General features: G+C 69.7%; 13 protein-coding genes. 10 read left to right on the top strand and 3 right to left on the bottom strand.

Translation table 11 applies throughout. The annotated features are described in order from the left end of the window. Positions 1-55 precede the first annotated feature (55 nt). The gene (locus B5X90_RS00240) at positions 56-1,045 is read right to left on the bottom strand and encodes a LysR family transcriptional regulator (protein ID WP_079549534.1); all 990 of its coding nucleotides are present in this window, start codon (positions 1,043-1,045) and stop codon (positions 56-58) included. Positions 1,046-1,071: 26 nt separating this feature from the next. Here B5X90_RS00240 and B5X90_RS00235 point away from each other — a divergent pair, with 26 nt between their 5' ends. From B5X90_RS00235 to B5X90_RS21455, 10 genes are read left to right on the top strand one after another with little or no spacing between them, the layout of a single operon-like run. Then, on the top strand, positions 1,072-2,055 hold the full coding sequence (locus B5X90_RS00235) for an FAD binding domain-containing protein (protein ID WP_256859979.1): 984 nt from the start codon (positions 1,072-1,074) through the stop codon (positions 2,053-2,055). A gap of 5 nt (positions 2,056-2,060) precedes the next feature. Then, positions 2,061-2,597 carry a (2Fe-2S)-binding protein gene (locus B5X90_RS00230; protein WP_079549532.1) on the top strand — a complete coding sequence of 179 codons (537 nt, stop codon included), beginning with the start codon at positions 2,061-2,063 and terminating at the stop codon, positions 2,595-2,597. Beyond that, on the top strand, positions 2,594-4,987 hold the full coding sequence (locus tag B5X90_RS00225) for an aerobic carbon-monoxide dehydrogenase large subunit (RefSeq protein ID WP_079549531.1): 2,394 nt from the start codon (positions 2,594-2,596) through the stop codon (positions 4,985-4,987). Before B5X90_RS00230 ends, B5X90_RS00225 begins: the two co-directional genes overlap by 4 nt. Continuing rightward, positions 4,987-5,940, top strand: a complete 954-nt coding sequence (locus B5X90_RS00220; RefSeq protein WP_079549530.1) for an XdhC family protein — start codon at positions 4,987-4,989, stop codon at positions 5,938-5,940. Before B5X90_RS00225 ends, B5X90_RS00220 begins: the two co-directional genes overlap by 1 nt. After that, on the top strand, positions 5,924-6,574 hold the full coding sequence (locus B5X90_RS00215; RefSeq protein WP_079549529.1) for a nucleotidyltransferase family protein: 651 nt from the start codon (positions 5,924-5,926) through the stop codon (positions 6,572-6,574). The genes B5X90_RS00220 and B5X90_RS00215 overlap by 17 nt, the downstream gene beginning before the upstream one ends. Beyond that, positions 6,571-7,494, top strand: a complete 924-nt coding sequence (locus B5X90_RS00210) for an AAA family ATPase (protein ID WP_079549528.1) — start codon at positions 6,571-6,573, stop codon at positions 7,492-7,494. Before B5X90_RS00215 ends, B5X90_RS00210 begins: the two co-directional genes overlap by 4 nt. Further along, entirely contained in the window at positions 7,487-8,770 is a 1,284-nt protein-coding gene (locus tag B5X90_RS00205) for a vWA domain-containing protein (RefSeq protein ID WP_079549527.1), read from the top strand. Before B5X90_RS00210 ends, B5X90_RS00205 begins: the two co-directional genes overlap by 8 nt. After that, positions 8,760-9,518 (top strand): SRPBCC domain-containing protein, encoded by a 759-nt coding sequence (locus tag B5X90_RS00200; RefSeq protein WP_079549526.1) that lies wholly within the window; start codon positions 8,760-8,762, stop codon positions 9,516-9,518. Before B5X90_RS00205 ends, B5X90_RS00200 begins: the two co-directional genes overlap by 11 nt. Positions 9,519-9,527: 9 nt before the next feature. Next, positions 9,528-10,655 carry an XdhC family protein gene (locus B5X90_RS00195; RefSeq protein ID WP_079549525.1) on the top strand — a complete coding sequence of 376 codons (1,128 nt, stop codon included), beginning with the start codon at positions 9,528-9,530 and terminating at the stop codon, positions 10,653-10,655. Positions 10,656-10,665: 10 nt separating this feature from the next. Beyond that, complete coding sequence (locus tag B5X90_RS21455; RefSeq protein ID WP_256859978.1) at positions 10,666-10,794, top strand: hypothetical protein; 129 nt, start codon at positions 10,666-10,668, stop codon at positions 10,792-10,794. Positions 10,795-10,925: 131 nt separating this feature from the next. Here the strand turns inward: B5X90_RS21455 and B5X90_RS00190 are convergent, their stop codons facing one another. Further along, the gene (locus B5X90_RS00190) at positions 10,926-11,471 is read right to left on the bottom strand and encodes an NAD(P)H-dependent oxidoreductase (RefSeq protein ID WP_079549524.1); all 546 of its coding nucleotides are present in this window, start codon (positions 11,469-11,471) and stop codon (positions 10,926-10,928) included. Between the two features lie 29 nt (positions 11,472-11,500). Further along, positions 11,501-12,337, bottom strand: coding sequence for an SDR family NAD(P)-dependent oxidoreductase (locus tag B5X90_RS00185; protein ID WP_256859977.1), 837 nt, complete (start codon positions 12,335-12,337; stop codon positions 11,501-11,503). Positions 12,338-12,380: the final 43 nt, after the last annotated feature.

Genomic DNA, 12,380 nt, shown 5'->3' with positions numbered 1-12,380 from the left:
AACGCGACACAGCGGCACAGCGGTAAGGCGGCACGGCGGTATGGCGGCGGGCCCCTCAGCTCCAGAGCGCCACGTGGAACTTGGACCCCCGCCGTTCCAGCCCTCGCGAACCGCCGGGGGCGACCATGGCCGCGGTGGCGTCGGCGGTGCCGGCAAACCGCTGGAGGGTCCGCGCCATGGTGGTGGCCCGGCCGCGGTCCAGGGTACTGGCCCACCAGAGTCCGGAGATCGGCGTTCCGGCCACAGGCACACGGACCAGGGAACCGCTGCGGATTTCAGCCCGGACAATATGCCCCAGCGCCAGCATGGTTCCCTCGCCGGCCCTGACGGCGGCCAGGGCCTCTGTTTCGCTGCTCAACCGGACGATCTCCGGCGCCACTGACTGGGCGGCCAGCCAGCGGCCCTCCTCGCTGGCCGCCTGGATGCCGGCGGGCCCGGCAAACCAGGGTCTGCGCACCAGTTCGGCCGGCGCGACCGGCCCGTGGAGGGCAGCGATCGGATGTCCGGCGGCCGCCACGACGATCCGCTGGTACCGCAGGAACGGGACGGAGTCGATGCCGACGTCGCCAGTCCCGGTGGCCAGGGAGCCGTTGCGGACGGCGGGTCTGGCCCCCAAAGCGATGTCGTAGACGCGCTCCAGCATCAGCGAGGCGATGTCCTCGGCCTCCTCCACCACCACATCGACGGAGGCCCCGGGAACCCGGCGGGTGAAAAGGTCCAGCAGGCGCCCCGCCGCGTGCTCGGCAAACGGCGCCGTCGCCACGATTTTCAGCCGCCCGGTCTCGGTCTGGGCATGCGCCACCTCCCACCGGGCCCGGTCCGCCAGGCCCACGATGTCCTGGGCATGCTCGGCGAGCGCCCGGCCGCCGGGGGTCAGCGCAATCCCGCCATGGGCGCGCACGAAGAGCGGGTCGCCCAGATCCTGCCTGAGTGCGGCGAGCGCCGTCGATACTGCCGGTTCGCTGACTCCGAGGTGGACGGCGGCCGCATGGAGGGAACCCAGCTTGGCCACCAGGGCGAACGTCCGCAACTGTCCTAATGTCATCGCCACGGCGTCATAACCTTTCGCTTATGACGATATTGACAGCCCAGTCAGGCCGCGGCAAGACTGACCTCAAACCGGCGCCAGGCAGCCGCTACTCCACGCCGCCGGCCCTTCGGAGTGAGGTAGGGACTATGCAGATTCCGGCTCCATTTGACTACGTGCGCGCCACTACGGTGGAGAACGCCCTGGAACTCCTTGCCCGGTACGGACCCGAATCGCGGGTGGTGGCCGGCGGCCATAGCCTCCTGCCGATGATGAAGCTCCGCCTGTCCCGGCCCGAATGGCTGATCGACATCAATGACTTGTACGAGCTCGATTTCATCCTCCGTGACGGCAACCAACTACGGGTCGGCGCCCTTACGCGCCATACCACCCTGCTGGAGTCGGACGAGGTCGCCGGGCTGTTCCCCATCGTGCGGGACGCCGAGCGGGTGATCGCCGACCCCGTGGTCCGCAACCGCGGCACCATTGGCGGCTCGCTCTGCCAGGCCGACCCCGCCGAGGACCTCTCCACGGTTTGCGGGGTCCTGGGCGCCGAGGCGGTGATCCGCGGACCCGGCGGCGAGCGCATCCTGTCCATGTCCGAGTTCCACCGCGGACCCTATGAAACCGCGGTCGGACAGGATGAACTGCTCTGCGAACTCAGGTTCGGCATCCGCCCCCGGTCGGGCAGCGCCTATGAAAAGGTCGAACGCCGGGTCGGAGACTGGGCAGTCGGTGCCGCCGGTGCCGCCGTCGCCCTTGCCGCTGACGGCACTGTCGACGACGCCGCCGTCGGGCTCACCGCCCTGGGCCTTGACCACCCCCTGGCCGGGGCCGCCGTGGTGCTCCGCGGCCGGCATCCGGACGAGGAGCTGTTCGCCGAGGCCGGCCGGCTGGCAGCGGAGGCCTGCGATCCGGTGGCTGACCAGCGCGGCCCTGTCGACTACAAGCGGCATCTCGCCGATGAGCTCACCCAACGGGTACTGCGGCGGGCCTGTGCCCGTGCCGCCCAGATGCAGGAAGGCTGAAGCCGATGCAGATCAGCATGACCGTGAACGGCACCGACGTGACGAGCGAGATTGAGCCCCGGGTGCTCCTGGTCCACTACATCCGCGAGGTCCTGGGCCTCACCGGTACGCACTGGGGATGCGACACAAGCAACTGCGGGACGTGCGTGGTCCTGATGGACGGACAGCCCGTGAAGTCCTGCACCGTCCTGGCCGCCATGGCCGCGGGGCACGACATCCGCACCGTCGAGGGGCTGGCCAGCGGAGGCACCCTCGACCCCGTCCAGCAGGGCTTCATGGAAGAGCACGGGCTGCAGTGTGGCTTCTGCACCCCGGGGATGATGCTCACGGCCCGCGCGCTGCTGGATAAGAATCCGCACCCGGACGACGCCGAGATCCGGCAGGCCATTTCCGGGCAGATCTGCCGGTGCACGGGCTACGCCACGATTGTCCGCTCGGTGCAGTGGGCCGCCGCCCATCCGGCCGGCCCCGGCGTGGCCGACGCGGACACCGCCGTCCCGGATGCCACGGCGGAGACAGAAGACACAGAGGTGAAGGCATGACCGTCATCCATGACCGGCAGCCAAACCCGGCCGCCGGCGACGAGGACCGCCCGATCGGCTATGGCCGCATCCAGCGCAAGGAAGACCCGCGCTTCGTGCGCGGCAAAGGCCACTACCTGGATGACATCGTGTTGCCGGGGATGCTGCACGGCGCCATCCTGCGGGCTCCGGTGGCGCACGCCCGGCTCGTGTCCATTGACACCACTAACGCCCTCGCGCATCCGAAAGTGGTCGCAGTCATCACCGGCAAGGACCTGCTGGGCCTGAAGCTCGCGTGGGCGCCGACGCTGTCGGCGGATGTCCAGGCCGTGCTGGTGACCGACAAAGTCCGGTTCCAGGGGCAGGAGGTCGCGTTTGTCGTGGCCGAGGACCGTTACGCCGCACGGGACGCCCTGGAGCTGATCGACGTCGAATACGATGTCCTTCCCCCGCTGGTGGACGCCCGCAAGGCGCTGGACGCGGACGCCCCGGTGATCCGCGATGAGATCGAGGGCCGGACGGACAACCGGATCTTCGACTGGGAGATGGGCGACAAGGCCGAAACGGATGCGGTGTTCGCCTCCGCGGATGTTGTGGTCAGCCAGGAGGTCGTCTATCCGCGGGTCCATCCCGCGCCGATGGAGACGTGTGGCGCCGTCGCCGATTTCGACGCCGTCAACGGCAAGCTGACGCTCTACGAGACCACCCAGGCACCGCACGCGCACCGGACCCTGTTCGCGATCGTCGCCGGCATCCCCGAGCACAAGATCCGGATCGTCTCCCCCGATATCGGCGGCGGTTTCGGCAACAAGGTCGGGATCTATCCCGGCTACATCCTCGCCGTCGTCGGTTCGATCGTCTCCGGCCGCCCGGTCAAATGGGTGGAGGACCGCTCCGAAAACCTGATGTCGACCTCGTTCGCCCGGGACTACATCATGCAGGGCGAAATCGCTGCGACCAGGGACGGCAAGATCCTCGCCCTCCGCACCCACGTGCTGGCCGACCACGGCGCGTTCAACGCCACCGCCCAGCCCACCAAGAACCCGGCCGGATTCTTCTCCATCTTCACCGGCAGCTACGACCTCGCGGCGGCCCACTGCTCCGTCACCGGCGTGTATACCAACAAGGCACCCGGCGGGGTCGCCTACGCGTGCTCGTTCCGGGTCACCGAGGCCGTGTATCTCGTGGAGCGGATGGTCGACATCCTGGCCCGCAAGCTGGACATGGACCCGGCGGAGCTGCGGCTCAAGAACTTCATCAAGCCGGAACAGTTCCCCTATGCCAACAAGACCGGCTGGGTCTACGACTCGGGCAACTACGAGGCCGCCATGCGCCTCTCGATGCAGCTCGCCGGGTACGAGGACCTCCGCCGCGAGCAGGCCGAAAAGCGCGAACGCGGGGAACTCATGGGCATCGGGGTTTCCTTCTTCACGGAAGTCGTCGGAGCCGGGCCGAGGAAGCACTTCGACATTGTGGGCCTCGGCATGGCCGACGGCGCCGAGCTGCGCGTGCACCCCACGGGCAAGGCCGTAGTGCGCATCTCAGTGCAGAGCCAGGGCCAGGGCCACGAGACCACTTTCGCCCAGATCGTGGCGGAGGAACTCGGCATCCCCCCGGAGGACATCGAGGTGGTGCACGGGGACACCGACCAGACCCCGTTCGGATTGGGCACGTACGGCAGCCGTTCGACGCCAGTCAGCGGCGGCGCCGTGGCCCTTGTGGCCCGGAAGGTGCGCGAGAAAGCGAAACTGATCGCCGGCGCGATGCTGGAGACCCGCCCCGAGGACCTCGAATGGGAAAAGGGCCGCTGGTTCGTCAAAGGCGATCCGAGCGTCGGCAAGACCATGGCCGAGATCGCCATGGGCGCCCACGGCACCGTGGCCTTGCCCGAGGGCGTGGACGGCAACCTCGACGCCGAGGTCACCTACGACCCGCCGAACCTGACCTTCCCGTTCGGCGCCTACATCTGCGTCGTCGACATCGATCCCGGCACCGGGCAGGTCAAAGTGCGGCGCTTCATCGCGGTGGATGACTGCGGCACCAGGATCAACCCGATGATCATCGAAGGCCAGGTGCATGGCGGGCTGACGGACGGTGTGGGCATGGCCCTGATGGAGATCATCGAGTTCGACGAGGACGGCAACTGCCTCGCCGGGTCCTTCATGGACTACCTGATCCCCACGGCCATGGAGGTGCCGGACTGGGAAACCGGATTCACTGTCACGCCCTCCCCGCACCACCCGATCGGGGCGAAGGGCATCGGCGAGTCCGCCACTGTCGGCTCACCGCCGGCGATCGTGAACGCCGTCGTGGACGCCCTGGCGCCGTTCGGCGTCACGCACATGGACATGCCCTGCACCCCGGCCCGTGTCTGGGCTGCCATGCAGGGCCGGGCGAGGCCGCCGATCTGATGCCCACCGCCGCAGAGACCCTGGCCGCCAGGGCTGAAGAACTCGCCAGCCGGCGCGGGCCGTTCGTCCATGCCACGGTGGTCCGCGCCCAGCATCCGACGAGCGCCCACGCCGGGGACACCGCCCTGGTGCTGCCCGGCGGGGAGATCCTCGGCTTTGTGGGCGGGAACTGTGTGGAGGAATCGGTGCGCGAGTACTCCCGGCAGGTCCTGGCCAGCCAGGAACCCCTCCTGCTGCGGGTGCTGCCCGGGGAGCCGTCCCGCACCGCGGAGGAAGGCGCCGTCGAGGTCACCAACCCGTGCCTGAGCGGCGGGGCGATCGAGATCTTCCTCCAGCCGCGGATTCCGGCGCCCCGGGTCGTGGTGGTGGGCACGACCCCGGTGGCGCAGGCCCTGGAAACGCTCGGCTCCGGCGTCGGCCTCGAAGTCGAACTCACGGACGGCGAATCCGCCGATCCCCGCGGGGATGACGCGGCATTGATTGTCGCCTCGCACGGGAAAGCGGAAGAGCGTGCCCTGGAAGCGGCCCTGCGGGCCGGTGTCCCCTACGTTGCCCTCGTGGCCAGTAGAACGCGCGGCGCCGCCGTCCTGGAATCCCTCGACGTCGAGGACGCCCTGCGGCGTCGGGTCTTCACACCAGCCGGGCTGCAGCTCGGCGCCCGGACCCCCGGGGAGATCGCCCTGTCCATCCTCGCCCAGCTGGTCGGTGAACGGTCCAGGGCGCGGCGCGTCGCCCCGCCACTTGCGGCGTCCCCTGCGGGGACGCCCACAGGCATGGTGGCACCACCGGAACCGGGGCCGGCGAACGCGGTCGACCCGGTGTGCGGCATGTCCGTCCCGGCCCTCGAGTCGTCCCTGCACCTGGTTCACGAAGGGGTCGCCGTCTACTTCTGCTCGCCGGGCTGCCGGGCCGCCTTCCGCAAAGATCCGGAACGCTATGCCGTTGCGACCTGACCCGTTGCGGGCGGCCCGAAGCCCCGGACCCCGGACCGCCGGCATCATCCTGGCCGCGGGCGGTTCGCGGCGCCTGGGACGGCCGAAGCAGCTGCTGCCCTACGGCGCGGGAGTGCTGCTCGATGCCGTCCTGGCGACTGCCCGGGGCTGCGCCTTCGGCCAGACGGTGCTGGCCCTGGGCGGCGCAGCGGCCGAGGTGGAGCGCACCGTGGACACCAGCGGCTGCGATGTGGTGCTCAACCCGGACTTCGGCGAAGGCTGCGCGTCCTCGATCGCCACGGCGCTCGCCGCCCTCCATCCGGAGACCAGCGCCGTCGTCCTGTTGCTCGGCGATCAGCCCGGCGTCCGGGCCGCGAGTGTCCGGGCAGTGCTTGGCGCCCTGCTGCCCACTCCTGCGGGCGCCGCCGGCATCGCGGTGTGCCGCTACGACGACGGTGTGGGCCACCCGATGGCGTTTGCCCGGCGCCTGCTGCCGGACCTGGCCGCCCTGCACGGGGACAAAGCCGTCTGGAAGCTCCTGGCGCAGCGGGCGGACGACGTCGTCGAGGTCCGTATACCCGGGCCCGTCCCCCCGGACGTCGACACCGAAGACGACTACCGGCGCGTCCTTGCCCGGCTGCAGGGGGCCCTATGACGGCGGCGGCGCGGGCCGGCGCGGAGGAGGACGTGCGGCGCCGGGTCCCGGATGTCGGATCGCTGATGGCCGCGCTGGACCGGACCAACTACCTGGCCGATGTCGGACTGGCGACGGCCCTGTTCCTGGCTGTCCGCCTGCCACAGCCCATCCTGCTTGAGGGCGAGGCGGGGGTCGGGAAGACGGAGGCCGCGAAGGCGCTGGCCGAGCTCCTCGAGACCCCGCTGTACCGGCTGCAGTGCTACGAGGGAATCGACGCCGGTGAGGCCCTCTACGAGTGGAACCACCAGCGCCAGCTGCTCGGCATCCGGCTGGCCGAAGTCCGCGACACCGAGGTCACGGAAACCGACCTGTTTGCCTCCCAGTACCTTTTGCGGCGCCCGCTCCTGCAGGCGCTGGAACATCCCGGTCCGCGGCCTGCCGTGCTGCTCCTGGACGAGATCGACCGCGCCGACGCCGAATTCGAGGCCTTCACCTTTGAACTGCTGGCCGAATCCGCCGTCACCATCCCGGAGCTGGGCACAATCCGCGCCACCCATCCCCCCATCGTGATCCTGTCCTCCAACCGGACCCGGGACCTTCACGACGCCCTGACCCGCCGCTGCCTGTACCACTGGATCGACTACCCGGGACCCGCCCGGATCGCCGAGATCGTGCGGCGTCGGGTTCCTGCCAGCAGCGGCCCGCTGGCCCTCCAGGCCGCGGCCGTCATCACCCGGCTGCGCACCCTGGACCTGGCCAAGCCGCCCGGGATCTCCGAGGCAATCGACTGGGTCTCGGCCCTGGCCGTGCTGGGGGTGGAGCGGATCGACCCCGGCACCACGGAGCAGACGTGGGGCTCCATCGTCAAGAACCGCGATGACCTCGAACTCGTCGGCTCCCGCGGTGCGGCCTGGCTCGTGGACGGCACCGATGACTGAGGACAACAGCGCCGCGCCCGCACAGCCGCCACGGGTCGAGGCGGCCGCCTTGTCCGCCGCGTTCGTCACGGCAATCCGGAGGGCCGGCCTGGCAACCTCGCCGGACCGGGCGGCGCGTCTGGCCGAGGCGCTCCACCTGATCCCCCCGGCCCGGGTTGAGCAGCTGTACTGGACCTGCCGCGTGGTGCTCGTGTCCGCCCGCGAAGAGGTGCCCGTGTTCGATGCCGTCTTCGCGGCCGTGTTCCGCGGGAACGCCGCCCCCGCCCAGCCGGGCAGCGTGCCCGGCGCGGCAGCGGCGCCGCCCGCACCGGCCCTCCCGACCAGCCCCTCAGCGCCAGGGAGCCAGACGCCGGGCCCGGCCCCCGGCACGCCGCAGCGGCCGCGCCTGGCCTTCCCCGGCCGGGACGGCTCCGCGGAGGACGGCCGCACTGACCGGGAGGCCGTCCTTGCCATGGTTTCCGCGGACGAACATCTGCAGGGGACATCCTTCGCCGAGCTTTCCGCCGATGAAGTAGCGGAGGTACGGCGGCTGGCGGCGGCGCTGCAGCTGGCGACGCCGTTGCGCCTGAGCCGACGCACGCGCACGTCGGCCCACAGCACGGCGAGCCTGGACGTCCGGGCTACAGTGCGCGCTGCCCGGCGGTCCGGGACCGACGCCCCGTTGCTGCTGTATGCCCGCCGGCGCGAGCAGCGCCGCAAACTGGTGTTGCTCTGCGATGTTTCGGGATCGATGGAACCCTACTCCCAAGTCTTCGTATCCTTCCTGCAGGGCGCCGTGACCCGGGCCGGGGCGGAAGCCTTTGTCTTCTCCACCAGGCTGACCAGGCTGACACGGCAACTGGCCCTTCGTGATCCGGACCAGGCCCTGGCCAGCGCCGCCGTCTCCGCGCCGGACTGGGCCGGCGGAACCCGGATCGCCGAATGCCTCCGGCGCTTCGTCGACGAGCACGGCCGCCGCGGCCTGGCGCGGGGCGCTGTGGTGGTGGTGTTTTCGGACGGCTGGGCCTACGAGGATCCGGAACAGGTCGCGGCGCAGATGGCCCGCCTGCGCCGGCTCGCCCACCGGATCATCTGGGTGAATCCGCGCAAGGCAGCCCCGCAGTACCGGCCCCTCGTGGGCGGCATGGCGGCGGCCCTGCCCTACTGCGACGCCTTCGTCAGCGGCCACAGCTACCGGGCCCTGGCGCAGGTGGCGGCCGCCATTCGCGGCGAGAGGCCGCTTTCACAGGACACGCACGAGCGAGCGAGAGGTAAGGAACCAGCCCATGCACATTGACAGCACATTCTCGGTGGTCGCACCAATAAGCCAGGTGTGGGACACGCTGATGGACTTTGAGAGGGTGGCGGGTTGCCTTCCGGGGGCCAGGATCCTGAACAAGCTCTCGGACGACGCCTACCAAGTGGGCATGACGGTAAAGCTCGGCCCGGTCACGATGCAATACAAGGGCCTGCTGAACGTCATTGAACGCAACGCCCCGGAACATCGTGCGGTCCTTGGCGGCAAGGCCCAGGAGACGCGTGGACAAGGCACAGCGGAGGCCACCGTCACCCTGGTGCTGGCCGAAGACGGAGCGGCCACCCGGGGTTCCGTCAGCGCAGACCTCGCGCTGTCCGGCAAGGCCGCGGCCATGGGCAAGGGCGTGATCGGCAGCGTCACGGAGCAGATGATGTCGCTATTCGCGAAAAATCTGCAGACCATGCTCACGGAGGCAGCACCCCCTGCACAGGAGGCCCCTGCGGGACCAACCCCTGCGGCGGTCCCCGAACCCACCCCGGCTCCGGTCCCGGCGTCGGCGGCGGAACCGATCCCCGTGCCGGTCTCGGCGGCGGCCGCGCCGGGACCGGTGGAGGCGGCTGCACCGGACGGCAGCCTGGACGCGCTGAGCCTCGCCAAGGGAATCGCGGCGGAGCAATTAGCCAGCCCGGTGAAGGTCCTCGGCGTTATCGCCGTCGTGGCGTGCATCGCGTACTGGGCCGGCCGGCGCTCGGCGTTCCGGCTGCTCCGGCTGTGCGGCAGGCTCTGAGGAGCGCCGATGCGTGATGTCCTGGCGGCCATGTTGCCTGACTGGCGAAGCGGTGCCACGGCAGGCCTGGCCACCGTCGTGAGCACTTTCAAATCTGCGCCCCGGCTCCCGGGGGCGGCGATGCTGGTGACGGCCGGCGGCGAGGTCGTGGGCTCCGTCTCCGGGGGCTGCGTCGAGGGGGCCGTGTATGAGCTCGCCACCCAAGTCAAGGACGACGGCGAGCCGGCCCTGGTGCGCTACGGGATCAGCGATGACGATGCCTTTGCCGTGGGCCTGACCTGCGGTGGAATCATCGATATCTTCGTCGAACCCGTTTCCCGGCGCCGCTTTGCCGAACTCGACGCCGTCGCGCAGGACATCACCGCCGGACGCCGCGTGGGCGTCGCCACGATCATCGAACACCCGGATGCCGGCCGCGTGGGACGGCACCTGGTTGTCAGGCCGGACGGTTGCGAGGGTGACCTGGGCTCGGACCGGACCAACCGTGCCGTTGGCGACGACACCCAGGGTCTCCTCGCCGCCGGCCGGACGGGCATCCTGAACTACGGCGTGGACGGCGAGCGGCTGGACACCGGCATGCGCGTCTTCTTTGCCAGCTATGCACCGCCGCCCCGCATGCTCGTCTTCGGCGCCATTGACTTCGCGGCGGCGCTGGCGCGGATGGGGGCGTTCCTGGGTTACCGGGTGACCGTCTGTGATGCGCGGTCCGTATTCGCGACGCCGGCGCGATTCCCCGACGCCGCCGAGGTGGTCAACGCGTGGCCACACCGGTACCTGGGCGAGCAGTTCGCCCAAGGGCTGCTGGATTCCAGGGCAGTGCTCTGCGTCCTGACCCACGACCCGAAGTTCGACATCCCCGTCCTTGAGGTGGCCCTGCGCGGCAGCCCCGTGGCCTTTATCGGCGCCATGGGATCCCGGCGCACGCACGAGGACAGGATGGCACGGCTTCGGCAGACGGGACTGACTGAGGCCGAGTTGTCCCGGCTCCACAGTCCTGTCGGCCTGGACCTGGGCGCCCGCACCCCGGAAGAAACGGCGGTGTCCATCGCGGCAGAGTTCATCGCCCAGCAGTGGAGCGGCAGCGGTGAGCCGTTGCGGCAGCTCGGCGAACGGATCCACCACGACGAGCAGTTGTGATTGTGTGGCCATGACGGCAGTCGAGGCCCTGCGCTGGACGCTGGCGGTGCTGCTGCCGGCGGCAACGGGCTACTCGGCCGGACAAGGCTGCGCGGAGCCGGGCCGGGTCGGGTCGGCTCCGCGCTGCATGCGGTCGTGACGGCGGCCATAGCCTCCATGCTGGTGCCGGGCGGCCAGTGGCCGGTCCTGCCGCAGCTCCTCCTGTTCGCCGCCCAGGCCGCCTGACCGCCTCTGCCCCCGGTGCGTCGGATCCGACGCACCGGATTCCGGCTACCGCGCGGCGACGGAAGCGGGAGCCAGCAGTTCACGGTACCGGGCGGCGTGCCGGCCGAGTTCGTCGGCGTCCACCCGGGGTGCCGAATGCAGGATGAGTGGCTCGGCCATCTCCAGGCCGCACAAGTGCGCGGTAGCGTCGAGGGGGCGCAGGAGTTCCTCCATCGTGAAGCGGTTGTGTCCTGCCGGCGCGTAGGACGATTCAGGGCCTCCGGTCGACAGCACCAGCTGGAGCCGCTTTCCGTGGAGGGCGCCGCCGCCTGCGCCGTACGCGAAGCCATAGGTGAGCACCTGGTCCATCCACTCCTTTAGGACCCCCGGGACGGAGTACCAGTGCCACGGGAACTGCCAGACGATGGTGTCGTGCCCGCGCAGCAACTCCTGTTCCCGGGCGGTGTCGAACCGCCGGTCCGGGTGGGCGGCGGAGAGCTCATGCACCGTCACGTGCTCCAAGTCCATGATGGCTGAGGTGAGGTGCGCGGTGATCCGCGAGCTTTCCAGGTCGGGGTGGGCAACAAGGACGAGCGTGCGCTGTGGGGTCATGGAAGGTTCGTGCTTCTTTCAGAGTCGGATTAGAGGCCGACCAGAGCCGAGCTGGCCTGCCAGAGGCGGTCAATATCGGACTGGCTGTAGCTGCGTTTTGATGATTTCTTAGGAGTGCTGTTGGCAAAGTACTGGCCGGTGACGTTGTCGAGCTCCGGCGCCGAGGCAAGGTGGATGGAGGTCCGGGCGCCCTGCTCCGGGGTCTTCATCCACCGCTGAACCAGCGGTGTCAGGAACTCTTGCAGCCGGCCCGGATCTTCGGCTCCGAACGCCGTCGCCACGACTCCGGGGTGGAGCGCATTTGCGGTGACGTGGGTGCCGGAGAGACGTGCGGCGAGTCCGTAAGTGAACAAGACGTTGGCCAATTTCGATTGGTTGTACGCCCGTTGGCCCGAGTAGGAACGTTCGGCCAGCAGGTCCGCGAAGTCCATCCGGGCCATGGCCTGGGCGCCGGACGAGACCGTTACAATCCGCGCCGGTCCGCTCTTCTTCAACCGTTCAAGGAGCAGGTTGGTGAGCAGGAAGGGAGCAAGGTGGTTGAGGGCGAAGGTGTACTCAAGTCCATCCACGGTGAGGCGGCGGGTGTTCCAGAATCCGCCCACGTTGTTGACCAGCACATCGAGGCGGTCCAAGGTATTCAGCACCTCGCCGGCCAGCCTGCGGACTTCCCGCTGGGAGGAGAGATCGGCGATGAACACCTCGACGGGGGCCGAGGCCACAGCGCGGATCTCCTCAGCTGCGCGCGATGCCCTGTCAGCATTGCGGCCAGTAATGGCAACCCGCGCACCCAGGGCGGCCAGACCCAGAGCCGTGGCCTTGCCGATCCCGCCGGTGCCTCCGGTGATCAGAACTGTCTTTCCTGCCATTGACAGCATTCGGTTCTCGCTCTCGGTGTTCGTTGGCCGCAAA

Origin of the sequence: Arthrobacter sp. 49Tsu3.1M3 (assembly GCF_900168135.1) — a bacterium.
Lineage (GTDB): Bacteria > Actinomycetota > Actinomycetes > Actinomycetales > Micrococcaceae > Arthrobacter.
Note: the sequence above shows the minus strand (reverse complement) of the source record. Positions and strands in the feature narration are given on the sequence as shown.